Origin of the sequence: Natronobacillus azotifigens (assembly GCF_026805325.1) — a bacterium.
Lineage (GTDB): Bacteria > Bacillota > Bacilli > Bacillales > Amphibacillaceae > Natronobacillus > Natronobacillus azotifigens.
On the sequence record NZ_JAPRAT010000006.1, the window covers coordinates 90137 to 115294 of the forward strand.

Annotated in this window: 22 protein-coding genes and 1 riboswitch; of the genes, 17 read left to right on the forward strand and 5 right to left on the reverse strand. The window is 37.5% G+C overall.

Translation table 11 applies throughout. The annotated features are described in order from the left end of the window. Positions 1 to 89: 89 nt before the first annotated feature. The 10 genes from OWO01_RS04740 to OWO01_RS04785 all read left to right on the forward strand — a co-directional run bounded on the left by OWO01_RS04740 (position 90) and on the right by OWO01_RS04785 (position 9642). On the forward strand, positions 90 to 524 hold the full coding sequence (locus OWO01_RS04740) for a DUF4181 domain-containing protein (protein ID WP_268779287.1): 435 nt from the start codon (positions 90 to 92) through the stop codon (positions 522 to 524). 390 nt (positions 525 to 914) lie between these two features. Then, positions 915 to 3083 (forward strand): DNA topoisomerase III, encoded by a 2169-nt coding sequence (locus OWO01_RS04745; protein ID WP_268779288.1) that lies wholly within the window; start codon positions 915 to 917, stop codon positions 3081 to 3083. A gap of 653 nt (positions 3084 to 3736) precedes the next feature. Continuing rightward, entirely contained in the window at positions 3737 to 4324 is a 588-nt protein-coding gene (locus OWO01_RS04750; protein WP_268779289.1) for a hypothetical protein, read from the forward strand. Positions 4325 to 4778: 454 nt separating this feature from the next. Continuing rightward, on the forward strand, positions 4779 to 5087 hold the full coding sequence (locus OWO01_RS04755; protein WP_268779290.1) for a lmo0954 family membrane protein: 309 nt from the start codon (positions 4779 to 4781) through the stop codon (positions 5085 to 5087). 21 nt (positions 5088 to 5108) lie between these two features. After that, the gene (locus OWO01_RS04760; protein WP_268779291.1) at positions 5109 to 5738 is read left to right on the forward strand and encodes a PspA/IM30 family protein; all 630 of its coding nucleotides are present in this window, start codon (positions 5109 to 5111) and stop codon (positions 5736 to 5738) included. An 84-nt stretch (positions 5739 to 5822) separates the two neighbouring features. After that, positions 5823 to 6542: a cell wall-active antibiotics response protein LiaF gene (liaF, locus tag OWO01_RS04765; RefSeq protein WP_268779292.1), complete on the forward strand. Its 720-nt coding sequence runs from the start codon at positions 5823 to 5825 to the stop codon at positions 6540 to 6542. Beyond that, positions 6539 to 7573, forward strand: a complete 1035-nt coding sequence (locus tag OWO01_RS04770) for a sensor histidine kinase (protein WP_268779293.1) — start codon at positions 6539 to 6541, stop codon at positions 7571 to 7573. Before liaF ends, OWO01_RS04770 begins: the two co-directional genes overlap by 4 nt. 10 nt (positions 7574 to 7583) lie before the next feature. Further along, the gene (locus OWO01_RS04775; RefSeq protein WP_268779294.1) at positions 7584 to 8219 is read left to right on the forward strand and encodes a response regulator transcription factor; all 636 of its coding nucleotides are present in this window, start codon (positions 7584 to 7586) and stop codon (positions 8217 to 8219) included. Between the two features lie 15 nt (positions 8220 to 8234). Beyond that, positions 8235 to 8795: a DUF1700 domain-containing protein gene (locus OWO01_RS04780; RefSeq protein WP_268779295.1), complete on the forward strand. Its 561-nt coding sequence runs from the start codon at positions 8235 to 8237 to the stop codon at positions 8793 to 8795. A gap of 4 nt (positions 8796 to 8799) precedes the next feature. Then, on the forward strand, positions 8800 to 9642 hold the full coding sequence (locus tag OWO01_RS04785; RefSeq protein WP_268779296.1) for a DUF4097 family beta strand repeat-containing protein: 843 nt from the start codon (positions 8800 to 8802) through the stop codon (positions 9640 to 9642). A gap of 204 nt (positions 9643 to 9846) precedes the next feature. Here OWO01_RS04785 and OWO01_RS04790 read toward each other — a convergent pair whose 3' ends face one another. The 3 genes from OWO01_RS04790 to OWO01_RS04800 all read right to left on the reverse strand — a co-directional run bounded on the left by OWO01_RS04790 (position 9847) and on the right by OWO01_RS04800 (position 13360). Beyond that, positions 9847 to 10467, reverse strand: coding sequence for a YpmS family protein (locus tag OWO01_RS04790; RefSeq protein WP_268779297.1), 621 nt, complete (start codon positions 10465 to 10467; stop codon positions 9847 to 9849). A 105-nt stretch (positions 10468 to 10572) separates the two neighbouring features. Next, a complete protein-coding gene (locus tag OWO01_RS04795) occupies positions 10573 to 11493 on the reverse strand; it encodes a GDSL-type esterase/lipase family protein (RefSeq protein ID WP_268779299.1) in 921 nt (306 codons plus the stop codon). A gap of 187 nt (positions 11494 to 11680) precedes the next feature. Then, on the reverse strand, positions 11681 to 13360 hold the full coding sequence (locus tag OWO01_RS04800; protein ID WP_268779300.1) for an O-acetylhomoserine aminocarboxypropyltransferase/cysteine synthase family protein: 1680 nt from the start codon (positions 13358 to 13360) through the stop codon (positions 11681 to 11683). Between the two features lie 84 nt (positions 13361 to 13444). Further along, positions 13445 to 13557: riboswitch (SAM riboswitch) on the reverse strand. A 173-nt stretch (positions 13558 to 13730) separates the two neighbouring features. Between OWO01_RS04800 and OWO01_RS04805 the strand changes: the two genes are divergently transcribed. The 6 genes from OWO01_RS04805 (at position 13731) to OWO01_RS04830 (ending at position 20069) form a co-directional block, all read left to right on the forward strand. Next, on the forward strand, positions 13731 to 14198 hold the full coding sequence (locus OWO01_RS04805; RefSeq protein WP_268779301.1) for an Hsp20/alpha crystallin family protein: 468 nt from the start codon (positions 13731 to 13733) through the stop codon (positions 14196 to 14198). 114 nt (positions 14199 to 14312) lie between these two features. Beyond that, complete coding sequence (gene cls, locus OWO01_RS04810) at positions 14313 to 15755, forward strand: cardiolipin synthase (RefSeq protein ID WP_268779302.1); 1443 nt, start codon at positions 14313 to 14315, stop codon at positions 15753 to 15755. Positions 15756 to 15862: 107 nt separating this feature from the next. Continuing rightward, positions 15863 to 16372, forward strand: coding sequence for a hypothetical protein (locus OWO01_RS04815; RefSeq protein WP_268779303.1), 510 nt, complete (start codon positions 15863 to 15865; stop codon positions 16370 to 16372). After that, positions 16323 to 16688 (forward strand): hypothetical protein, encoded by a 366-nt coding sequence (locus tag OWO01_RS04820; protein WP_268779304.1) that lies wholly within the window; start codon positions 16323 to 16325, stop codon positions 16686 to 16688. The genes OWO01_RS04815 and OWO01_RS04820 overlap by 50 nt, the downstream gene beginning before the upstream one ends. A gap of 196 nt (positions 16689 to 16884) precedes the next feature. Then, the gene (locus OWO01_RS04825) at positions 16885 to 18768 is read left to right on the forward strand and encodes an ABC-F family ATP-binding cassette domain-containing protein (protein ID WP_268779305.1); all 1884 of its coding nucleotides are present in this window, start codon (positions 16885 to 16887) and stop codon (positions 18766 to 18768) included. A gap of 71 nt (positions 18769 to 18839) precedes the next feature. Continuing rightward, positions 18840 to 20069 carry an aminopeptidase gene (locus OWO01_RS04830; protein WP_268779306.1) on the forward strand — a complete coding sequence of 410 codons (1230 nt, stop codon included), beginning with the start codon at positions 18840 to 18842 and terminating at the stop codon, positions 20067 to 20069. A 44-nt stretch (positions 20070 to 20113) separates the two neighbouring features. Here OWO01_RS04830 and recQ read toward each other — a convergent pair whose 3' ends face one another. Beyond that, the gene (recQ, locus tag OWO01_RS04835) at positions 20114 to 22201 is read right to left on the reverse strand and encodes a DNA helicase RecQ (protein ID WP_268779307.1); all 2088 of its coding nucleotides are present in this window, start codon (positions 22199 to 22201) and stop codon (positions 20114 to 20116) included. A gap of 142 nt (positions 22202 to 22343) precedes the next feature. Next, complete coding sequence (locus OWO01_RS04840) at positions 22344 to 23435, reverse strand: AI-2E family transporter (protein ID WP_336283749.1); 1092 nt, start codon at positions 23433 to 23435, stop codon at positions 22344 to 22346. 423 nt (positions 23436 to 23858) lie between these two features. Here OWO01_RS04840 and OWO01_RS04845 point away from each other — a divergent pair, with 423 nt between their 5' ends. Next, positions 23859 to 25118: an aminopeptidase gene (locus OWO01_RS04845; protein WP_268779309.1), complete on the forward strand. Its 1260-nt coding sequence runs from the start codon at positions 23859 to 23861 to the stop codon at positions 25116 to 25118. The last annotated feature ends 40 nt before the right edge of the window (positions 25119 to 25158 follow it).

Consider the following 25158-nt stretch of genomic DNA (forward strand, 5'->3'; position numbering starts at 1 on the left):
ACGCTTCTTTCGTGAAAAAAATATAATTTCCTTTTTTTATTATCGTATGTGTTAATATGGAAATAACTATTATATAGGAGTGATTTTCTTTGTGGTACAGTTTGATTATCATTATATTTCTCATCGTTATGGAAGTGGTTAAATGGTTTTTGAGAAAATATCTGAGTGTGGAAAGAAAACCGCATTTTTCGTTTAATCATGTAAATGACGTTCACCGCGTGGTTGACTGGACAATGCGTATTTTTACTTCGGGGATCACTATCTGTCTTTTTTGGTTTTTATTTATGATTGACTTTGATGACATAAGTTTCAGCCTCATGCCAGTGTTAGCTATGTATTTTATATCGTTAACGTTGATCGATGCTGTTCGAGCTGTTTTTGAATGGAAGAGTAGTAGCCAACCAAAACAAGCAATCATAACCATTGTTAAAGCTAGTCTATTTCTTGTCTTTATTTTGGTCTTTTTCTATTGGGGTTTACGTGATTTGGATTTATCTTTAGGATTTTATCCATTTTATCTATAGCCTTGCTATACCTTGAAGGGAAACTTTTCCAAAAAAAGGCGAAAGGTTACAAGCATGTCTTTTCGCTTCATTTTTGTGAAAGTTACCGTGTTTGTATCTTCCCTGGCTTCATTCTGTTCCTATGTTCCCTCCATCGTTGAAATCGTTAGCTTAATTAACTATCGGTTACATTTTCTACCTTACAAATAAGAACTAGTAGTAAATACTTGTGTTAATAATAATTCTCTGTTAGCCCCTTACTTCCAAAAGATTAAAGAGATAAGGGGATTTGGTTATTTTCACGAAATATAGCAAGCATCCGAATTCATTTCTAATGAAGTTTCTTCCCTACTCTCCGTTCCCTAAATATGATAAGCTAGAAATAATGTGAATTTGGAAGGAATGAATAGTATGGGTAAAACAGTAGTTCTCGCAGAAAAACCTTCTGTTGGTCGTGATATTGCGCGCGTACTCAATTGTACGAAAAAACAGCATGGTTATTTTGAAGGTTCAAAATACATTGTTACATGGGCACTCGGACATTTGGTTACCTTAGCAGATCCAGAGGCTTATGATCAAAAATACAAAACATGGAATATGGAAGACCTACCGATGCTTCCTGACCATTTAAAATTAGTTGTCATTAAGCAAACGAATAAACAATTTCAAACAGTAAAAGCACAACTGATCCGTAAAGACGTGAAAGATGTTGTTATTGCTACAGATGCCGGTCGAGAGGGTGAACTGGTAGCGCGATGGGTGTTGGAAAAAGTTCGTATCCATAAGCCGGTCAAACGTTTATGGATCTCTTCGGTCACAGATAAAGCGATTCGAGACGGTTTTCAACAATTAAAGCCAGGCAAACAATTCGATAATTTGTATGCAGCTGCCGTAGCTCGTTCAGAAGCAGATTGGTATGTTGGACTAAATGCAACACGTGCCTTAACAACCAAATACAATGCACAACTTTCTAGTGGTCGTGTTCAAACACCAACTCTTGCGATGATTGCGAAACGAGAAGATGAGATCAAGCAATTTAAACCGACAACTTTCTATGGTCTTAAAGCAAAGACACAAAAGGGTTTCACCTTAACTTGGCAGGATGAAAAAAATAATGGTCGTATTTTTGATAAAGCTACAGCAGAAAAATTGCGGACACGATTGCAAAATAAAAACGGTACGATTACAAAGCTAGCGCAGACAGAAAAGAAGAGTTTTGCTCCACCATTGTATGATCTAACTACTCTACAGCAAGAAGCAAACAAGGCATTTGGGTTTTCTGGAAAACAAACATTATCGATCATGCAAAAATTATATGAACAGCATAAAGTGTTAACCTACCCAAGAACAGACTCGCGATTTATCACGACAGATATTGTTCCCACCTTGAAAGATCGCCTCGATGCTTGTGGTGTAGATCAGTATGCAAAGCATGCGAATCAAATTTTACAACAGGGAATCAAAGCAACTAAGTCTTTTGTAGACGACAAGAAGGTTTCTGATCATCATGCGATTATCCCTACAGAACAACCGGTCATCCTATCCGAGTTGGACGACAAAGAACGAAAAATTTATGATTTAGTGGTAAAACGTTTTTTTGCCGTCTTATCCAAACCATATCGATATGATCAAACCACGGTAGAAGTGACTTTAGATAAAGAGGTTTTTGTTGCAAAGGGCAGAAAGGTGAAGGATCTTGGTTGGAAGGCAATTTATCAACAAAGTGATGATCTTCCTTCCAATGAACAGACCTTGCCGGCATTAACAAAAGGAGAAACACTTTCTGGGATAGTCGTACAGATAACAGAAGGTCAAACACAGCCACCAGAACGTTTTACGGAAGGAACGTTGCTGCAAGCAATGGAGAATCCGGTAAAATATATGGATCAAGAAGATAAATCACTTGTGAAAACAATCAATCAGACGGGTGGTTTAGGTACAGTAGCAACAAGAGCGGATATCATTGAAAAATTATATGCGACACACTATATCGAGAGTAGAGGGAAGTATTTAGCAATTACCTCAAAGGGTCGCCAATTATTAGAACTTGTCCCAACCGAGCTGCAATCCCCAATGCTTACCGCAGAATGGGAACAAAAACTAACCGCAATTGCACAAGGGAAATTGAGTAAGGAAGCATTTATTAGAGAAATGAAGGATTATGCAAAAACAGTTGTTCATGAAATAAAACGTAGCCAAGAAAGCTTTAAGCATGATAACGTGACCGGTACGAAATGCCCCAACTGTGGCAAATTGATGCTAGAAGTGAATGGGAAGAAAGGTAGAATGCTTGTCTGTCAAGATCGTTCTTGTGGAGAAAAGAAGCATATTGCCCGTAAAACCAATGCGCGTTGCCCAAATTGTCATAAGAAAATGGAAATGCGCGGAGAGGGAGAAGCGCAAACCTTCTCTTGTAGCTGTGGGTATCGTGAAAAGTTATCCGCTTTTGAAAAACGGAAAAAACAAAATAACAAACAAAAAGCGTCCAAGCGTGATGTGAATAAATACGTAAAAAAACAGGATGATGACTTTGTTAATCCAGCCCTAGCTGAAGCGTTAGCCAAGTGGAAGAAAGACTAAAAAAATAACTAGACAATAGTAAATAAAGGATAAAGAAGCCGAATCTAATTGGAGTTTTCTTCAGTAGATTCGGTTTTTCATGCATTTGAAAATACAAGATAAAAGCCTGGCTGGGTAAGATGGAGAAAGAACAGGTTATTCTGGATTCGAGCAAGAATCAGCAAAAACCAGTCAAAGTAGTCCGAAAATGGGGGGGGTGATTCGGACAGAAATTAGCTAAACCTTAAGTTAGCCGAAACCGCACACTGTATTTCTACAGCCGAATTTTTGGCTATCATCAATAAGGCGTTAAAGTATAGGACGACTTTTCCTGATTATTGTAAACTGTGGATTCTTTCGTACATGTTTAATCTACTTGAGTTAGGTTAGGTATCTAGATTCATGTAACCTATAGATGATGTAAAACGTCGTATAGGTTGATCCTTCAAGCAAAATAACTAAAGCAACTAGTGCTCGTTTTAGGGGCTACAAAAATACCTTATCAAAAATATTCTTTCTAATCAGATAAAATAAAACTTGTTAATTTCTGGTCTGTATAATATATTTAATACAGCATTGTTTTCTGGCAAGTCGCACGATTCAATCCATTGCTTTTTTAATAGATTAACGAAACAGGGAGTGGTCAGATGTTATTGGTTAAGGGGGGATAATTTATGAAAAAAAGAATTGTCTATCTAATTTTTTTAGATACAGGAACATTTTTAGCAAGAGCAATTGATATGTATACAAAAACGTCGTTAAATCACGTTTCGATTTCATTGGATCAGCAATTTAACTATGTGTATAGTTTTGGTCGTAAAAGACCTTATAATCCTTTGATTGGTGGTTTTGTTAGAGAAAATTTACATTTACCTTTCTTTAAGAAAGCAAAATGTGCAATATATCAATTGAAGATATCAGAAAGTCAATATGAAGTATTGCAACAACGCATTATGCTGATGGAAAGTCATAAGCACTTATACCGTTATAATTTTTTAGGGCTATTCGGCATCATCTTAAACAAAGAGTTTCAGAGAGACAATGCATTTTTCTGTTCGCAATTTGTTGCGACATTATTGCAAGATTGTGGGGCTTACCAGTTACCGAAACCACCAGGATTGATTCGACCACAAGATTTAAAATCCTGGCATGAGTTAAAATTAATATATCATGGAAGTTTACAAGAATATCTTTATACTATCGATGGTCAAGAGCAATCGGCTCAATTAGAATATCAAGAACCACCAGTAAAACTCGGCTAAAACTTGCCGAGTTTTTTTAATGGCTAGGAATCGTTGAGCAAGTCGAATCAACAGATATAACCACGTTCAGTTCTGATCGACAAAAGTAGAGCAACTCCACGAAGCAATCAACGCTAGCACCCCAAATGGTTCAAAGGCCTTTAGGTCATCCTTTAGGGCTAACAATCAGTGGGGGAATACCTAAAAACCCCCACTGATTGAAGTTTCACTTTATCGGTTAGCAAGCAGAACGCAATTCCCTTACCTCTATTGATTCGCTTCAGTTGTTACGTTTTCAACCGGAGCGCTGCGTTTTTTTCACTGCTTGAGTAAGCTATTTCTGAACAACACTGTTATATAACCGCTATAGAAAAAGAAAATAAGCCTCCGGTCTTAGTTAAAGATATAGCCTTAGCCTGTTAAGAAATAAAATGAATTCCGTTAAGCTTGAATTACAAGGAAGGAGGGCAAGGGAATGCGAACATTGTTACTTATTTTTGTTGTAATGGTTACTGGGATCATCTTATTGGCTACGTTAGCCCCAATAATTACGTTAGTACTTACGCTAGCGATTCTCTATTATGCCATTCGTAGATTTATTTTGGCTCAATCATTTGGCAGTAAACTCGGTTGGGCGATTGTCAGTTTAATTGGTTTGTCGCTATCGATTTCTAACTCAGCAGCGTTTGTTGGGATCGTGGCATGTGTGTTGCTTTATTATACGTATCGCTGTTGGAAGAAACCTGTGGAATACGAAAAAACGGATGGCTGGATTATGGAATAAAACAAAAGGGAGCGAATGAACATGGCAAATATTTTTACAAGAGTAAAAGATACAATTGTGGCAGATTTTCATGAATTGTTGGATCAGAAGGAGCAAAAACACCCGATGACTCACCTGAATCAATATATTCGTAATTGTGAAGATGAAGTAAAAAAGCTAAAGTTATTAATTGAAAAGCAATATGTGATTAAGCAAGAATATAAGAAAGAATTGCAACAAGCGAAAATGATGGTGGAAAAACGGACTCGTCAGGAACAATTAGCGGAAGAAATGAGTGAGACAGAACTACAGCAAGAAGCATCCATGGAGCGAGCGAAGTACCAAACGCGTCTTGATCAACTGCACGAGATGAATGATGCTGCATCGAAACAAATTGAACAAATCGAAATGAAATATATAGAAATGCAACATCAACTGAAAAATTTGTATGTAAAAAGGTTAGAGTTAAAAGGCAGAGAAAACATCGCTCGGGTTCATCAAGGGATCAATAAAGTTTTACACACGGAACATATAGAGCGTAGCGCGTCGAAGTTTAGTGAGGCGGAATCATACATTGAACGCCTGGAACAACAAGTAACAACAAATTATCGACTGCATACATTGGATGCGAGATTTGCGGAATTAGAAAAAAAGGATTCTATTTCAAGATAAGATCGTGTACGCTATAGGTAGTTAAGTTTTGGAAGTGTTGATCAGCTTAACTACCTATGATAATGAAAAAAGAGGGGAAACGCTATGTTCAATCACGATAATCGAAATACAATCCACTATCTTTTGATTGCACTCGTATTATTTTTCTTGTTTGAATTAATTTTCATTCAGACGAGTACGTTCATTTGGTTAGTTATCTGGTCCGTTATTACCTATCTCGCTTGGCAATATTATTACCGTTCAGATGCTAGAGCGCTGTTCTGGGTAGGTGCGGTCATTCTATGTATTATCGTATTGAACACGACCATCTTTAAGTTTATCTTATTTGCTGGAATTGCTATCCTGATTTTTCATTGGTATCAGTCGAAAGAAATGACTACCCATCATCAACCACAGTTTCCGTCCAATAATAATGATTGGAAAGAAGAAAAAACACTGTTTACAAATAAATGGTTTGGCAAACAAGAAACGGACCGAAATGCTTATCAATGGAGAGATATTAATATTCAATCGATCATTGGGGAAACCATTATTGATCTAAATCAAACTGTTTTGCCTAAAGGTGAGCCGATTATCATGGTGCGACAACTCGCCGGAACGATTACGATCATCGTACCTTTTGATGTCGAGGTTAGTATTCACCATTCCGTCTTAGCGGGTTCGGTTGATTTATTAGGACATAGTGACAATCAAATAACCAATCGTACAATCCACCTCGAGACACCGGATTATCCATCATCTAATCAACGGGTGAAAATTTTCACTTCGATGATTGCTGGTAAGATTGAGGTGAAACGCGGATGAAAAGAGCCATACACATGCTTGTGCTCAAAGAAATTTTTCGTAGTTTGTTGTTTACTAGTCTATTGCTAAGCATCTTCCTCATTCATTTTCCAGTAGATAGTTGGATGTCCATTTGGCTACGTACCGTTTGGCAAGTACCTTTTATCCTAATTGTTCTTTTTATTAGTATTTTTATTGGTGCGATAAGCGGAATGATGCACGGTCTAGCTTGGAAAAAAGAGTTGTCATCGGTAAGCGATGCTTTAGAAGTATTGCAACGAGGATCTGGTGAAGAGAAGTTATTCTATCCAGGAAAAACGCTGGAAATATCCTTGGTGATGGATAAAATTAGTGATATCCAACGAAACATTCAAGCGCAAACAAAGCGGACGCAAAAACTGATTAGTGATCGTGTCGAAGATCAAGAACAGGCGATTGAAGAGAGAATTACGGAAGAAAGAAATCGGTTGGCGAGAGAATTACATGACTCGGTTAGTCAAGAACTGTTCGCTACTTCCATGTTAGTTTCAGCAATCAATGAGATGCCGATCGCCAAAGAAGACCAAATAAGAAAACCGATTCAACAAGTGGAAAGTATGATTCAACAAGCGCAATTAGAAATGCGTGCACTATTGTTGCATTTAAGACCAATTGCACTCAAAGACAGTACGCTAAAAGAAGGAATTGATATGCTGTTAGCGGAATTAAGTGAAAAAGTATCGCTTGCAATTTCATGGCGGATTGAGGAAATCGAGACGAGCAGGGGAGTGGAAGACCATTTGTTTCGGATTTTACAAGAGTCTGTTTCAAATGCGTTGCGTCACGCAAAAGCTAATCAAGTAGATATTTTATTGTTGAAACGAGAAGGTTTTGCGATTCTAACCGTAATCGACGACGGAATTGGTTTTCACATGAATGACAATCAAACGAGCTCCTATGGTTTATCGAACATGAAAGAACGCGCGGCTGAAATTGGAGCAACCTTTCGAATAATAAGTATTCCAAATAAAGGTACAAAGCTTGAGGTTCGTGTGCCAATGATAAAGGAGTAGGTGATTCGTAATGATTAATGTGTTATTTGTTGATGATCATGAAATGGTTCGTATTGGAGTAAGTACGTATTTATCCACACAACCAGATATCAATGTAATTGCAGAAGCGGATAATGGAATAACCGCAATCGATTTAGCTTTAGAGCTTCGTCCAGACATCATTTTAATGGATATTGTAATGGACAAAATGGATGGGGTGCAAGCAACGAAAGAGATTATTGCCAAATGGCCAGAAGCAAAAATTTTGATGGTGACTAGTTTTATTGATGACGATAAAGTGTATCCAGCTTTAGATGCCGGGGCAACGAGTTATATATTAAAAACCTCAAAGGCTAGTGACATTGCTGATGCGATTCGTGCTACCCATAAAGGGGAATCCGTTTTTGAATCGGAGGTAACGAGTAAAGTATTAGCAAAAATGAGGTCAAACCAAGAGGTCCCTTTACACGAGACGTTAACAACGAGGGAAAAAGAGATCCTTTTATTAATTGCAGAGGGAAAATCAAATCAAGAGATTTCTGATCTATTGTTTATCGCGTTAAAAACAACGAAAGTACATGTGAGCAATATCTTAAGTAAGCTGATGGTAAATGATCGAACCCAAGCAGCGATTTATGCTCACCAACATCATTTAGTAGGTCAGTAAAAAGGAGGGATTGTGATGGATAAAAAACGCTACCTTCGTGAGTTAGCTTATCATTTACGCACACTACCAAGTCAGGAACGTGCAACTATTCTTGAAACCTATGAAGATCATTTTAAAATAGGAGCAATTGATGGGAAAAATGATCAAGATATTGTTTTGGAGCTTGGACAGCCTAAAGCAATTGCAGAAAAAGAACTCGCCATAAGGTATGATTCAGACTTAAGTGGATCTAGTAAAACAGAAGAACCAACAACTAATACAAAGAGTCCTAACGTGGCAATTATTATTCTTTTATTACTGTTTAATCTAATTTTTGTATTGGGACCTGCCTTTGGATTATTCGGTATCTTAATCGGTGGTTGGGCGGTATCAATCGCATTTATTTCAAGCCCAATCTTATGGTCCGTTTCTTTTATATGGGGAATACCTCAACATGTTCTAAGTGAATTATCTATTCTTTTAATTTTATTTGGAATTGGTATTTTTGTAGGCATTGCGATGTATTATGCAACAAGGTTTAGTTTTCAAATTGGTAAAAAATACTTCAATTGGATGAATCAATTGGCAAGAGGGTGAGCGGATGAAGAAGTTTGCGATGATCGGTTTATTGTCCATTGTTTTGGGTGTCGCGGGATTGTTTATGTTTGGGAATCAATTTTTTATTACCAATGCAACAGAAGCGGTAAGTGAGCAACAAACGATTGATGCAACAGACAAAGAATCCATTATTGTAAAAGCGGATGTAGGTTCTGTTTCAATCGAAAAAAGTAGTGATCAAGATATTCATGTATCATTAGTTGGGAACATTTCTAAGCAAAACAAAAAAAGATTACATTTATCGGTGGAAGATAATGGTGAAGAAGTGCGGATTGAACTAAATCGAAAAAGACAGATATGGTTATCGTGGTTATCGATAGGTGGCAACAGTAATGTCCAATTAGTTGTTGCATTGCCGGAGCAATCCTATCAAAGGCTAAAAGTAGAATTAGATGTAGGAGAGTTGCAAGTAAGGGACGGGCTGTTTGATACGTTAGATTTAGAAACAAATGTAGGTTCAGTCGAGGTGTCCTCCATCGTATCCCAAAATAGTAAAATTTCCGTAAATGTGGGTGAGGTTAAAGTAGATCGGGCAATCGGTAGTTGGGGTGTTAAAACAGATATAGGAGATATATCCATTCAGATGGATCAATGGAATGAAGACATTCAAGCAAAAGTTAATATCGGTGAAGTTTCGGTAACAGTTCCAGAAGAACCTGAAGCATATCGAATAGATGTTAAGGCTGGTCTAGGCGATCTCCGAATTAGAGATTTTAATCAGTTAAACCAGCCCGGATCAAGGCAGCATAGTGAACAAGTAGGGGTTGGAGGACCATCGATCGAAGCAAGTGTCGATATAGGCAGTGTAAATATTCGCGTTTGGTAAATATTTCTCCTATCCTATATGAACAGCAAGGAATGACGATAGCTTCTTATGATTGAAAAAGACAGATGACCGTTTATAGTCATCTGTCTTTTTCAATTTGAAGTAACGGTCATACTAATGCATGTCACATTTGTCGAATGGATAAAGAGAACCTTCAATCAGTGGGGAGTTGTCTTTTAAAGTAATTATTCACAAAAGGCTCCATTATTCTGTCATCTCTACCAATGAGGGAATACGAAGGCGGAAATGAATAGAATCATTATCCAAGTCTAGTTCTTGTACACGAATCCTCATATTGTCTTGTATTTCAACCTGAGAAATAGCTAAATAAATCTGTTCATTTTCTGAATCGAAATATAGCCAATCTGGTGTGTCTACTTGCATACCTACATAATGAATAATCCGGTTCCTAGGTAAATGTAATAAGCCTAGCGACATCTCTGTTTGCTTTAAAATCAAGTCACCATTTGGTTGAACTACAGGATCCATTCTGATTGATAATGGGATTTCTGTATTAAATGCAGTAAGTGCACCAATTAAGTGAACATCTTCATCAATATGAACATTAAACCTCGCATTGTCGGCCACAAGTATTTGATCGAGATAGTTGTTGATTAAATCATTTAAATCTTGTTTTGTAGATTGAATCGTAAATTCTGCCCCAGGATCATCCTGTGTGAAGTTGGGATCAGGAATTTCGCGCTGGTTTGGAGTAGGCGAAAAAATTAAAATAAAAATTACAATAAGGATAAAAATATTAATTCCAAGTAAGGAGAGGAAAAGTAAGCGCCAATTTCGTTTTTTTTTCGGTTTTTCGTTTGTCATTTCATCACCCTCCTATTCTAATCAGTACCCTGCTCTAGTGTGCTTCAACCAAAACGAATGAGTAATAGGGGAGAACAACATCTCCCCCATACATAACCTTATTCCTTATTGAGCCTGAGCCGTCCGTTCTAATATTATGTCCTCAAGGGCTGGTTGAAGATAATTCAGTACGCGGGAAGCGATTAAGGAGTATCCAGTAGAGTTTGGATGGAAGTTATCCTCTGCTAATAAATTGACTCCACCAATTTGAAACAAGTCATCGATCGGAATGTATTGAATTAGTGGGTAATTATTTGTTAACTGTTCGCCTGATTGATTCCAGCTTGTTAAGATAGTACTCAATTCTTCTACTTCATCAAAATACCCTTCAAATGGGTTAAAAAAACCTATTAAAAACACATGTGCTTGATCATTCAGATCGATAATCATCTCAAAGATTGTATTTAATCGTTCTTCGTATTCTAATTGCTCATTAATAAAAATATCTTCTTGTAAGTTAAGAAAGTTTTCCCGAACGATACGCATGATATCGTTAGCCCCAATCGTAACTAAAACAATATCACTGTTTGAAATAGAACGTTGTAGCGCGGATTCTTCTTCTAGACGAACAATCAATTGATCGGTTCGATTCCCTCTTCTTCCGAAATTATTAAATTGAAGTCGATAGCCTTCATTAGACAATTTGTTCTTAAGAACTCCGACATAACCCTCACTATTGGTTTCATCACCGACTCCTTGGGTCAAAGAATCACCAATCGCGGTGATATGAAAGTCTTGGCTAGCAAAAATATTTAATGCTTGATCAACGGCTTCTCGAAGATTTAAGGATAATTCATCTGCTGGAGAGCTTGCTTCTTCATCTTTTTCTTGAACTTGCTCAATTACCTGTTGAATATTGTCTTCTTCAGGCTGAGTCGTGGTGGTTTGGTATATTTGAAGAGGTCGAACACTAAGAAAAATGATAATAGCTAGAATAAAAAGGAAAAAAAGTAAAGCAATCAGTTGTCTCTTTTTTCGTTTTGTCATAACATAAACACCCGTTTATTTTAGATTATGTGAATATATATATTCCCGTTAATAAGAAAATAAAACAAACACTTCAAACGAAGGGTTATTTTCTTATTATAAGGGTCTAAAAGGTATAATTGCAATGGAAAGCAAAAAAACGAATGGAGTGTCTTAATAGACAAGACCCATTCGTTCGAAAGAAATTCTACTTATTATTTGGGTTACGACGAATTTTATCCGCTGTACCAAACAAGCATTTGTTTTCTACAATAATTTGATTATTTTCTTCTGCTTGATTTTTCAGTGTTGTATAATCTTTAGATGTTCGGAACCAAACAATTTTTGCATCAGTAGGAAGCGTTTCAAGCCCTTCTGGATCAGCAATAAATAATAAATCAATCACTGCCTCATTCTGATTGTAATCTGTAAATTGATAACCGAGCTTTTCTAATTTGGTTAAGCAACGATGTTGTGTTTTATCGCCAACAACGACAAAATTCTTCGGGCGTATTTGACCGTCTTCACGTGCAAAAGGAGATTGAAGAGCCCAACGAATGGCTTGCTCTTCTGTTACACTAATCGTTGGTGTAGTATTTGTGGCTTTAGCGATTGCTTGATCTAAGTCAGCTAAAATATCTTCAATACTCTCTAACCCAACCGATAAACGAATTAGCTCTTCTGTTACTCCGCTTGCTTTTAAACCTTCACTACTTAATTGCTGATGAGTGGTAGACGCTGGATGGATAATTAAGGATTTTGCATCACCAACATTGGCAACATGACTGAATAGCTTCACCTGATCAATAACTTTTCTACCTGCATCCCGACCGCCTTTGATTCCAAAAGTAATAATAGAGCCGTAAGTGTCCGTCAAATACTTATCTGCTAAGGCATGAGAAGGATGTTCCTCTAATCCTGGATAGTTGACCCATTCCACCTGTGGATGTTCCACTAAGTATTTTGCAACTTTTACACTATTCTCACTGTGCTGTTTGATCCGCAAGTTTAATGTTTCAAGGCCTTGTAGGAAGTAAAAAGCATTTTGCGGACTTAAGGTAGGCCCGATATCCCGTAACAATTGAACACGAAGTTTTATTGCAAACGCCGCAGGTCCAACATCGATACCAAAACGAACACCATGATAACTATCATCAGGTTCGGTGAATCCTGGGAACTTTTCTTGATTCCAATTAAAACGTCCACCATCAACAACAATACCACCAACCGAAGTTCCATGACCACCAATCCATTTGGTTGCTGAATGAATAACAATATCCGCTCCCCATGTAATTGGTTTTGCACCATAAGGGCTAGCGAATGTATTATCGATGATTAAAGGAATGTTGTGTTCATGTGCAATAGTCGCAACACTCTCGACATCAAAGACGTTTAAAGATGGATTCGTAATGATTTCGCCAAAAATGGCTTTTGTTTGCTTTGTTATGGCAGCACGGAAATTCTCAGGATCTGTACCATCGACAAACTTCACATGAATTCCGTATTTAGGTAAGGTTTTTGCAAATAAATTATACGTTCCTCCATACAAATTGCTATCTGCTAGAATTTCATCCCCACTGTTTGCTAAGTTTAGGATCGCTAGCGTAATCGCTGACATCCCCGAAGCTGTAGCAACTGCCGCGACACCATCCTCTAATAAAGCGACTCGTTGTTCGAAGGCATCAAGCGTTGGATTCATAATTCGAGAGTAGATGTTACCGGTTTCAGCTAAAGCAAATAAGTTCTGAGCGTGTTCTGTATCTTTAAATACATAAGATGTGGTTTGGTAGATTGGAACTGCTTGTGCTCCAGTTGTCGGATCTACCTGTTGACCTCCGTGAATACATTGTGTTTCTGTTCCCTGAAATGAAAAAACTTTTTCTGACATTTGACATTCCTCCCACTTGATTTCTGTTTGCTCTAATCAAAAAACCCCTTCTGCGTAAGAAGAGGTTTATACACCGATTTCCTCCTCTTATCTATCAGATGAAAATGATCACCTGTAGGATTTGGCACCTTAACAAAATAGATTTGCTGGTTGCCGGGCTTCATAGGGCCTAGTCCCTCTGCCACTCTTGATAAGAGCTATTCATGTTAGTTTGGATTATAGGGGAAAGTTACCAGTACGTCAAGATATTTTTTTGATGAATGAGAATATTCTTTCAATTAATGATTAGAGAATTTGAATTAGCAAACTTTATTAACGATGCATAAAATAATGAAGAAATTAATATAATGACAAGGAGTGAAATTTTTGTATGGAAAATAAAAACGAGAAAAAGTCAGAAATATGGGAAGTAGGGCAAGATCTAATTAAAAGGATGGATAATTTATTTGCTAACCGTCCAAATAATAACTTTCTAGAGTCGATTGATTCTTTTTTTCAGCAAAGTAATGCATTTGGTCGCATTCCAGTAAAAGTTTATGAAACGCAAACAGAATGGGTGGTAGAGTTAGAACTTCCCGGTTTACGAAAAGAAGATATTCATTTGAATATTATTGGAGATAAATTGCATGTTCAAACGAAAAATGAGCAGGCAACAGAAGTAGATGATGAAAAAGCAAATTATCATTATCATCAACACAGATATATGCACAGGGAACGAACCATTCAATTGCCATACCCAGTTGATCAATCAACAACGAAAGCCATTTATGAAAATGGAATATTAATTGTTCGCGGACCAAAACCACAGCAAAAAACAACACAATTAAGAATAGAATAGCCGATTGGAAGATTTCCAGTCGGCTATTTTCTTTCGATGAGAATGCAAAAAACAACATATAATGTGTCATATTATGTTATATTGTGGATGTAGGATTCTAGAGGGGGCGATTACATGAGTATAACAGCATTTATCTTAGGTACTATTTTCTTTTTTAATTTTATTCTAGCTTTTGCCATTGTCTTTCTAGAAAGAAAAAATCCTACCTCTACATGGGCATGGTTATTAGTTTTGACTTTTGTTCCAGTAGTAGGATTCTTTCTTTATTTAATATTTGGACAAAAGTTGAGCAGAAAAAAACTCTTCATTTGGGATAACAAAAGTAAGCTTGGTGTCAAGAAGGCTGTCGAAACCCAGCTGCAACTTTTAGAAGAGGACAGTTTCCCGATACCGGAAAACTATTTGCCACATAAAGATTTATTTTATTTGCATTTACGGAACAATGATGCCATTTTGACGCAAAAAAATGAAGTGAAGATATTTAATGATGGAAACGATAAGTTTGATGCATTATTGGAAGATATCGAATCTGCAACCGAACATATCCATATCCTCTATTATATTATTCGCAATGATCATTTAGGTCGAAAAATACGAGATCTACTTATCAAAAAAGCACAGCAAGGAGTAAAGGTTCGCTTTTTGTATGATGACATGGGTTCAAGGAGAATAGGAAAAAGTTACATAAAAAAACTGAAAGAAGCTGGAGTTGAAGTAGCTGCTTTCTTTCCTCCATTAATTCCAAAGGTTAATTTTAAAATCAATTACCGTAATCACCGAAAACTAGCAATAATTGACGGCAAGATCGGTTATATCGGTGGTTTTAATATTGGAGATGAATATTTGGGAGAGTCACTGAAATTCGGTTATTGGCGCGATACCCATTTGCGTGTGGTCGGGGAATCTGTCCGCAATATGCAAACTCGTTTTATTCTCGACTGGAATCAAGCTTCACGTGATCAAATTGAACAATATGAGCAACTCTACTACAACGCCGAACCAACGGGTAATGTAGGAATGCAAATCGTGTCTAGTGGCCCCGATTCAGAATGGGAGCAAATTAAAAACGGCTACATAAAAATGATTATGGAAGCACAAGAATATGTTTATATTCAAACCCCATATTTTATTCCGGATGAGAGTTTAGCAGATGTTATTAGAATTGCTATTTTATCGGGAATTGATGTTCGGATTATGATCCCGAATAAACCAGATCATCCGTTTGTTTATTGGGCTACCTACTCGTATATCGGAAATATGCTAGAAGCAGGGGCGAAGGTATATATTTATCAAAATGGTTTTCTTCACGCAAAAACAATCATGGTCGATGATAAAATTTCCTCAGTTGGTACAGCAAATATTGATGTTCGAAGTTTCCGGTTGAATTTTGAAATCAATGCTTTTCTGTACAACGAAGAAATCACTGCCCAACTTGTAGAAGATTTCAAACAAGATATGATAAACTCAACATTATTCACTTATGAAGCATATAAACAAAGATCGTTATCGATCAAATTCAAAGAAGCCGTTGCACGTTTGATTGCACCAATTTTATAATTTTTTTAAAAAAAGGTCAGGAGAATGCTATGTATGTAGTCCTGATCTTTTTTTGGTCAAGTCTTTGTGTGGGAATATGGTAATAGGTCGCAAGCAAATCTCGGAGAATGCGAATAAATCGGAAAAGATGCGAACAAATCGCGGAGAATGCGAATAAATCGGAAAAGATGCGAAGAAATTGCGGAGAATGCGAACAAATCGGAAAAGATGCGAAGAAATCGCAGAGAATGCGAACAAATCAGAAAAGATGCGAACAAATCGCAGAGAATGCGAACAAATCAGAAAAGATGCGAACAAATCGCGGAGAATGCGAACAAATCAGAAAAGATGCGAACAAATCGCAGAGAATGCGAAAAAATCAGAAAAGATGCGAACAAATCGCAGAGAATGCGAACAAATCGGAAAAGATGCGAACAAATCGCGGAGAATGCGAACAAATCGGAAAAGATGCGAACAAATCGCAGAGAATGCGAATAAATCGGAAAAGATGCGAACAAATCGCGGAGAATGCGAACAAATCAGAAAAGATGCGAACAAATCGCGGAGAATGCGAACAAATCGGAAAAGATGCGAACAAATCGCAGAGAATGCGAACAAATCGGAAAAGATGCGAATAAATCGCGTAGAATGCGAACAAATCAGAAAAGATGCGAACAAATCGCAGAGAATGCGAACAAATCGGAAAAGATGCGAACAAATCGCGGAGAATGCGAACAAATCAGAAAAGATGCGAACAAATCGCAGAGAATGCGAACAAATCAGAAAAGATGCGAACAAATTGCGGAGAATGCGAATAAATCAGAAAAGATGCGAATAAATCGCGGAGAATGCGAACAAATCAGAAAAGATGCGAACAAATCGCGGAGAATGCGAATAAATCGGAAAAGATGCGAACAAATCGCAGAGAATGCGAACAAATCAGAAAAGATGTGAACAAATTGCAGAGAATGCACGCAAAATCCAAAAGATGCACGCAAATCCCAGAGAATGCACGCAAAATTAAAACACTCCACACTCCACACTCCACACTCCATATCTAATCACTAAAAGCTCAAACAAAAATTTGTCTGAATTCACTGTCTATACTATACTAGGCAAAGAAAGTTGTTTACAAAAAGAGGGTGAATGTATGGAAATATTATCGATTGAAAATTTAACAAAATCGTATGGAGACAAAATATTATTTGATAACCTCTCCTTTTCCATTGCCAAACAAGAACGAATTGGACTTGTTGGTGTGAACGGAACAGGGAAATCAAGTTTGTTGAAAATATTAGCTGGAGAAGAAGATAGGGATAGTGGTTCTATTACGCATGCAAAGGATTTTACGATTGCCTACTTGGCACAAGAACCAGACCTTGCAGAACAAAAAAAGATTCTGGATGAGATCTATTCCGGAGATGCAGAAATTATGGTCGCACTTCGCCAATATGAACAAGTGCTTCTTGATCTTACTACAAACCCAGATGATCCAAAAATTCAAGATCGTTTTCTCCAACAACAGCAAAAAATGGATCAATTAGAAGCGTGGGATGCGAATACAACAGCCAAGACAATTTTAACAAAACTAGGGATTACTGGTTTTGACCAAAAAATCGCAAATTTATCTGGTGGACAAAAGAAACGAGTAGCCTTAGCAAAAGCGTTAATCCAACCAGCTGATTTACTCATTCTTGATGAGCCAACCAACCATTTAGATCATCCAGCGATTGAATGGTTAGAACAATATTTACCAAAATATCAAGGCTCAATCATTCTTGTCACCCACGATCGTTATTTTCTAAATCGGGTGACCAATCGGATCTATGAATTAGATAAAGGAAATCTATATACATACATTGGTAATTATCAAACGTACTTGGAGAAAAAAGAAGAACGGATGCAGCTAGAACAACAGAATGAACAAAAACACGCCAATACACTGAAGCGAGAGTTGGCATGGTTACGACGAGGAGCCAAAGCTCGTTCGACGAAACAAAAAGCTCGAATTGATCGAGTAGAAGAAATGAAAGAAAAGAAATTTAACACAAAGTCAGAATCACTGGAATTTCAAGTAGGGTCGAAGCGACTAGGCAAAAGTGTAATTGAATTAAACAATATCACGAAAGCATATCAAGGTTTACGTGTCGTCGATCAATTCGATTTACTAGTCAAGCCAGAAGATCGAATCGGAATCGTTGGCGCAAACGGGAGCGGGAAAACAACACTCTTAAATATTATTGCCGGTCGAATCACTCCAGATGATGGGGAAATGGAGATCGGCTCTACTGTACATTTTGGTTATTATACACAAGATCATCGAGAAATGGATGAAGAATTACGAATCATTGATTATATTCGAAAGACAGCCGAGGTCATTCATACGAAGGATGGTGGCACAATAACTGCAGAACAAATGTTGGAACGATTTTTGTTTCCACGTGCACAGCAGTGGACCTACATCAGCAGATTATCTGGAGGAGAGAAGCGTCGCCTCTATTTACTGCAAGTTTTAATGCAAGAACCCAACGTTTTATTATTAGATGAGCCTACCAACGATCTCGATACCCAAACGCTAGCAATTCTTGAAGATTATCTAGATGCATTTCCAGGCGTTGTAATTACCGTTTCACACGATCGCTATTTTCTAGATCGTGTTGTTGATCAACTGATCGTTTTTGATGCACCAGGAAAAACGAATAATTTCTTCGGGAATTATACGGAGTATTTAGCGAAAACTATTCAACAGGAAAGCAAACAAAAAGTAATTGCGAAACCCAAACCCGTAGAATCAAAAAGCAAAAGAAAGAAACTCTCCTACAAGGAACAAAAAGAATGGGAGCAAATCGAGGATCAAATTGCTGAACTTGAAGCAAAAATTGAAGCGACAAAAATAGCGATCATAGAGGCGGGAAGCGACTCGGAAAAAGTTCAATCCAATTATCAGAAGCAACTAGAATTAGAAACTGCTTTAGAAGAAAAAATGGAACGATGGGAAACATTATCCCTTTTAGTTGAAGAGCTAGAAAAATAAGTGTAACTATTTCAATATCCGAAATAATTATGTAATAATAGAAAAGGATTAAAAATTTGGAGGGATAGAAGATGGCAGATGTACAAATGCAAGAGAAATATGCAGAGTTAGCACTGCGTACAGGTGTTAACTTACAAAAAGATCAAGCTCTGATGATCAACTCATCGATTGAAGGAGCGGACTTTACACGTATTGTTGTAAAAAAAGCCTATGAATTAGGAGCGAAAGATGTATTGGTTAACTGGCAAGATGATGAGTTAACGTTAGTAAAGTTTCAAAATGCTCCAGAAGAAGTGTTAACCGATGTTCCACAGTGGCAAGTAGACAAATACTTATCCTATGCAGAAGATGGTGCAGCATTATTATCGATTCGTTCAACAAACCCAGATTTACTGAAAGATGTTGACCCAGCTAAAGTTGCAAAAGCACAAAAGGCATCAGCAGAAGCAATGCAAGAATTCCGTAAATATACGATGAACGATCGCATTGCATGGTCGATTATCTCGATTCCAACAGGAGATTGGGCGCAAAAGATCTTCCCAAACAAATCGAAAGAAGATGCAATCGAAAGTCTGTGGGAACAAATCTTTAAAATTGTTCGTGTCGATCAAGAAGACCCAATCGCAGCCTGGGATGAACACAACCAATCCCTAAAAGATGGCCGAGAAGTATTAAACAAAAAACAATACAAACAATTAATTTTTAAAGCTCCAGGCACAGATATTACGTTTGATTTACCGGAAGGACATATTTGGAAAGGTGGAGGCGCGAAAACAGCGGATGGACGTCACTTTAATCCGAATATGCCAACAGAAGAAGTATTTACATTGCCTCATAAGTACGGGGTAAATGGAACAGTCGCGAGTACGAAACCATTAATATATGGTGGGAACATGATTGATAACTTTAGCCTAACTTTCAAAGACGGTAAGGTCGTTGATTATCAAGCAGAACAAGGCTATGACACATTAAAACATTTACTAGCGACAGATGAAGGAGCAATGCGTCTTGGGGAACTGGCACTAGTACCAGATGCTTCACCAATCTCTCAATCGGGATTAATTTTTTATAATACTTTATATGATGAAAATGCATCATGTCATATTGCATTAGGAAAAGCTTATCCGACCAACTTAGAAGGTGGATCAGAAATGAGCGATGAAGAACTTGATAAACACGGAGTAAATGATAGTTTAACACACGTTGATTTTATGATTGGCTCAGCAGAACTTGATATTGATGGAGTTACAGCAGATGGAAAAATAGAACCAGTCTTCCGTAAGGGCGCTTGGGCGCTGTAACAATAAAAAATGCCTCACAGGCTTTGTGAGGCATTTTTCACTGTTTAGATGTGAATAAGATGATGCTTCGCCAATGCTGCCTTTATCATTGGATAACTGTAATCATCGCCAAGTTCATCTTTTAAAGCCCGTAATCCAGATTCTTTCACGTTTTGCTGGGCCTCTAAAATGATCGCTTCCTCTTCTTCGGTAAAAAAATCAATCCAATTGATCGATTTGCCAGCTTGATACGCTTGGAACAAATGAGTAGCAACTGTTTGATCTTGAATGCCTCTCTTTTTCGCAATCCGTTCAATCGGCTCTCCCTTTTCATATAACAGGTAGCTGATTAAATAACTAGGTGTTTCTGAACTTTTTTCTTCGACGAATTGTTGAATGATTTCCAGAAAAGGTTCTCCATATTGTTCATACTTTTTAACACCAATTCCTTTGATCTCTAACATATCTTCACGGGATTTCGGTAAATATCGACTCAGGTCTTTTAAGGTGGCATCAGAATATAGAACATATGGAGGCACTTTATCTCGATCGGCAATTTCTTTACGCAATGCCCGTAACTGTTCAAATAGTTTGGTGTGATAATCCACTTGTTCTGTCTGTTGAATTTTCTCTTGCCGCATCCAAACTTGTTCTTTCCCTTTTAATACATCAGCTGCTTTTTTCGTTAGTTGTAAAATAGGGAAGCGTTGATCACCAGTCGTGAGATATTGTTCCGCAACAAGGAAGTGTATGAAATTTGTAATTTCCTTTTCTGTCCTTGCCGCCATTAATCCGTATGTGGACAAGCGATCTAGTTGAAATTGTTTGATTTTTTTATCTTTGGAACCTTTTAAAACTTTGGCCGTCAAACCAGCACCAAACCGTTGTTCCATCCGCATAACACAGGAAAGAACCATTTGCGCATCTTTTGTTCGATCAACCTTTTCCCCTGTGCTCGTGCATTGTGTACAGCGTCCGCAATTTTCGATCTTGGTGTGGTCATGAAAATAATCAAGCATATACGCTTGCAAACAGTTGTCGGTATGACAATAATTAATCATCGCTTGTAACTTTTTGTATTCTAATATTTTCTTATCTTCTTCTAATCCTGACTGTTCAATGAGAAATTTCTGTAAATGACTATCTTGTCCTGAAAATAAGAGAATGCAATCACTAGGTTCCCCGTCTCTTCCTGCTCTTCCTGCTTCCTGGTAATAGGCTTCAATATTCATTGGTAGACTATAATGAATAACAAAACGAACATTGGATTTATCAATCCCCATACCGAAAGCATTGGTCGCCACCATAACGTTTGCTTCATCTTGAATAAACGTATTTTGTTCGTGCTTTCTCGTTTCTTCATCTAATCCAGCATGATATTTCGCAACCGAATAGCCGAGCTCAGTAAGGTAGGATGCTGTCGATTCAACAAGCTTTCTCGTTGGAGCATAAATAATTCCAGAATCTTGTTTATGTTCTTGGAGATAGTTAACGATAAATCCTTGCTTATCTTGTCCTTTAATCATATGAAAAGCGAGGTTGTTTCTCGCAAAGCCAGTATTCACAACTTTATCATCTTGGATAGTGAGCAATTCTTGAATATCTCGGATCACTTCTGGTGTAGCAGTAGCGGTTAATGCAACGTGAAAAGGGATGTTGGATAGTTGATCTAATGTCGAAATGATCGAACGATAGCTTGGACGGAAATCATGTCCCCATTGTGAGATACAATGTGCTTCGTCAAACGCTAGAAAAGATATATCGATCGTTTCAATTGTGCGTAAAAAGGAAGGGCTATCAAATCGTTCAGGCGCAACGTAAATAAAGTCAAATCGTCCAGCTTGTAGTTCACGCATACGTTGATGATATTCTTCAGTAGATAAACTACTATTTATATAGGTAGCCCTTATTCCCAATGCTTCTAGGGCATCAACTTGATCTTTCATTAACGAAATAAGTGGAGAAATAATAATTGCTGTCCCAGGCAGTAATAGCCCAGGTATCTGATAACAGATGGATTTCCCGCCACCAGTTGGCATAATGCCTAACGTGTTTTGCTTATTTAGTGCATGGGTTATAAGTTCGCTTTGTCCTTTGCGAAAATTATCATAGCCATAATATTCTTTTAACATCTTTTTTGCTTGATCTAGCATACATTGGTTCATCCTTTAATCATAGAATCTTTTTCTATTTTAACATGGAAATCAAACGATCTTAATCAAAAAAAGAAAGAAGCTAGCAGTTTATTTTCTACTAGAGCTTCTTTCCGTTTCTTCCCAATAGGCACAAAATTGTCTAAAATAATTTCTTTTCACCAACCGGTTGATTCTCTTGCCATTCATGATAAAAATGGCTAATAACCGTTTTGAATACTGCATAAGATGGGATAATGAACAACAATCCGATGAAACCTGCAATGGCACCGGCAGCCAATATTAACGTAATTACGGTTAATGGATGGATCTTCAAAACTCTTCCCATGACATTAGGTGAAATTAAGTTACTTTCAATTTGCTGTGCCACAATCATAATCACTGCAGTCCATAAACCAACCATCGGATCTTGGAAAAAGCCAATAATTACAGCAGGAATTGCTGAGATCCACGGGCCAACAAACGGAATTAAGTTCATTACCAGTCCAAATAATGCAAGCATCACGGCGTAATTTAAATCGACAATTAAATAACCGGCTAATAACATGATTCCGACACTAAAACTAACAATAAACTGTCCTTGGATAAAGGATGAAAGCGTCTTATTTACATTTTTCAATAGAACAGCAAGACTTTTTGCTTTTTTATCACTCAAAAAACTAGTAACAAATGGAACGAACTTTTTTCCATCTTTCAACATGAAAAACAAGAAAAAAGGAATTAAAACAAATGAAAATAAGAACGAGAAAATTTGTCCGATAAAACTAAATAAGAAACCAGTAATTCCTTCGACATACGTATTTAAATTATCGATCACATTTTGAATGGCATTCTCAATACTTTCTGGTAAATAATTTTGACGGTTTTGCCAAAGGACAAAAAACTCTTCCATGGATCGAGCCATATTTGGTGTGTTTGCGACTAATTTATTAAATTGCTCTTGTACAATTGGAATTAGAACATTCACACTAAAAAATACAAAGGCAATCAAGAGGAGGAAGACAATTAAAATCCCAACCAATCGAGGCACTTTATATTTCTCTAAAAGGTTCACAAGAGGGTTTGTAATATAATATAAAATACCTGAACCTACAATAGGTACAGCGATTGCTGCTAAGTAAGCTCCAATCGGCATAAAAATAAAGCTAGTAATAGACATTAAAAACATCAAAGTAAAAAACAAAACAGCGATTACTAAAAAACGAAAAACCTTTTTCTCTGTCAAAACGTCCACATCCTTCTTCGTAACAAAATAAAAATAATAAACTTGTTCAAAAAACAAAAAAATGAGGTCAATGGAGCTAATCTGCTGACCGCTTTAGGGCATTTTGGATGTATCCTCTTATGTGAGTTCTATCCAGGAACAAACCTTCATATGACTACCAATCAAAGCAACAAGAAGGTCAAGTTGTTCTAGCCGGAGTAACAGGTGCTAGCGCCCGAAGTCTTTAGATAACAATTAGTGGCGAAATACATACTAACCTCCACTGATCACAGTTTCACTTTATATCAATATTGATTATAGCATTTTCGTTGGGACCTGTCCTTAACAAAATAGTATAAATAGAGAACCAAGTGTGAAATAATAGTTTTGGATAATGAAGCATATCCCCAATGCTTGGAGGGGAATAGGACAATTTTAAGAGGAGGACTAGAGATGACAATGAAACATTCTCTGCAAAAATACGCACGTTTGGCAATTGTGAACGGTGTAAATCTACAAAAAGATCAAGGCTTGATTATTAATGCTCCAATCGAAGCGGTTGATTTTGTTCGTGTACTTGTAAAGGAAGCATACGACCAAGGAGCAAAGGATGTACATATCGAGTGGGGTGATGATATGTTAACCTATTTAAAAATGGCACATGCTCCAATGGAAGTACTTTCTAACTTTCCCCAATGGCGTGCAGATGGGTTACTAGCAATGGTTAAAAAAGGCTATTCCCTGTTATCTGTCTATGGACCAGATCCTGATCTATTGAATGGGATTGAGCCAGAACGAATTCAAGCCACAAGTCAGGCAAGTGCACGTGCGTTAAGTGAATATCGTAACTATGTCATGAATGATCGTGTTACATGGTCACTGATTGGTTATCCAACCATGGCTTGGGCGAAAAAAGTATTTCCTGACTTATCCGATGAGGTCGCACAAGAAAAACTTTGGCAACAAATCTTTGCGATTACCCGAATCGACCAGGAGGACCCGATTGTAGCTTGGAACGAACATAATGAACAGCTTCGTCAAGCAAGAACGTATCTAAACGAAAAACAATATGAGAAACTAATTTTCCGAGCAGAAGGTACCCATTTGGAAATGGAGTTACCGAAAGGACATATATGGCATGGAGGGGCAGGGAAATCTGCTGAAGGTATTCTATTCAATGCAAACATCCCAACCGAAGAAGTCTTTACCACGCCGCACAAATATGGGGTGAATGGTACGGTTACTAGCACCAAACCGTTTAGCTATGGTGGCACAATAATTGATCACTTCTCACTAACATTTAAAGACGGAAAAGTGATCGAATATACTGCAGAAACGGGAGAAGAAGCACTTAACAATTTATTAGAAACAGATCAAGGAGGAGCCAAAAGGTTAGGAGAAGTTGCTCTTGTACCGCACCAGTCTCCAATATCTCAATCAGGATTGATTTTTTATAATACACTCTTTGACGAAAATGCCTCCTGTCATCTTGCTTTAGGGAAAGCTTACCCGACCACTATTGAAAACGGATCGGAGATGTCTGATGATGAACTGGATCATCATGGGGTAAATGATAGTCTTGTCCACGAAGACTTTATGATTGGTTCGGAAACAATGGATATTGATGGGATCACACCATCTGGAAAAACAGAACCGATTTTCCGAAATGGTAATTGGGCAATCTCATTTTCATCCCGGAGCAACCGTCCGTAAGACTCCCACTTCAAAAACGGGTATATCAAGTTGTTTAAGT

Coding starts and splice junctions, on each gene's coding strand:
- OWO01_RS04770 (WP_268779293.1), top strand. CDS start 6,539: ATGAAAAGAGCCATACACATGCTTGTGCTCAAAGAAATTTTTCGTAGT.
- OWO01_RS04755 (WP_268779290.1), top strand. CDS start 4,779: ATGCGAACATTGTTACTTATTTTTGTTGTAATGGTTACTGGGATCATC.
- OWO01_RS04785 (WP_268779296.1), top strand. CDS start 8,800: ATGAAGAAGTTTGCGATGATCGGTTTATTGTCCATTGTTTTGGGTGTC.
- OWO01_RS04800 (WP_268779300.1), bottom strand. CDS start 13,360: ATGTCAGAAAAAGTTTTTTCATTTCAGGGAACAGAAACACAATGTATT.
- OWO01_RS04760 (WP_268779291.1), top strand. CDS start 5,109: ATGGCAAATATTTTTACAAGAGTAAAAGATACAATTGTGGCAGATTTT.
- OWO01_RS04805 (WP_268779301.1), top strand. CDS start 13,731: ATGGAAAATAAAAACGAGAAAAAGTCAGAAATATGGGAAGTAGGGCAA.
- OWO01_RS04825 (WP_268779305.1), top strand. CDS start 16,885: ATGGAAATATTATCGATTGAAAATTTAACAAAATCGTATGGAGACAAA.
- OWO01_RS04815 (WP_268779303.1), top strand. CDS start 15,863: ATGCGAATAAATCGGAAAAGATGCGAACAAATCGCGGAGAATGCGAAT.
- OWO01_RS04820 (WP_268779304.1), top strand. CDS start 16,323: ATGCGAACAAATCGCAGAGAATGCGAACAAATCGGAAAAGATGCGAAT.
- OWO01_RS04830 (WP_268779306.1), top strand. CDS start 18,840: ATGGCAGATGTACAAATGCAAGAGAAATATGCAGAGTTAGCACTGCGT.
- recQ (WP_268779307.1), bottom strand. CDS start 22,201: ATGCTAGATCAAGCAAAAAAGATGTTAAAAGAATATTATGGCTATGAT.
- OWO01_RS04845 (WP_268779309.1), top strand. CDS start 23,859: ATGACAATGAAACATTCTCTGCAAAAATACGCACGTTTGGCAATTGTG.
- OWO01_RS04790 (WP_268779297.1), bottom strand. CDS start 10,467: ATGACAAACGAAAAACCGAAAAAAAAACGAAATTGGCGCTTACTTTTC.
- cls (WP_268779302.1), top strand. CDS start 14,313: ATGAGTATAACAGCATTTATCTTAGGTACTATTTTCTTTTTTAATTTT.
- OWO01_RS04745 (WP_268779288.1), top strand. CDS start 915: ATGGGTAAAACAGTAGTTCTCGCAGAAAAACCTTCTGTTGGTCGTGAT.
- OWO01_RS04780 (WP_268779295.1), top strand. CDS start 8,235: ATGGATAAAAAACGCTACCTTCGTGAGTTAGCTTATCATTTACGCACA.
- OWO01_RS04775 (WP_268779294.1), top strand. CDS start 7,584: ATGATTAATGTGTTATTTGTTGATGATCATGAAATGGTTCGTATTGGA.
- OWO01_RS04750 (WP_268779289.1), top strand. CDS start 3,737: ATGAAAAAAAGAATTGTCTATCTAATTTTTTTAGATACAGGAACATTT.
- liaF (WP_268779292.1), top strand. CDS start 5,823: ATGTTCAATCACGATAATCGAAATACAATCCACTATCTTTTGATTGCA.
- OWO01_RS04795 (WP_268779299.1), bottom strand. CDS start 11,493: ATGACAAAACGAAAAAAGAGACAACTGATTGCTTTACTTTTTTTCCTT.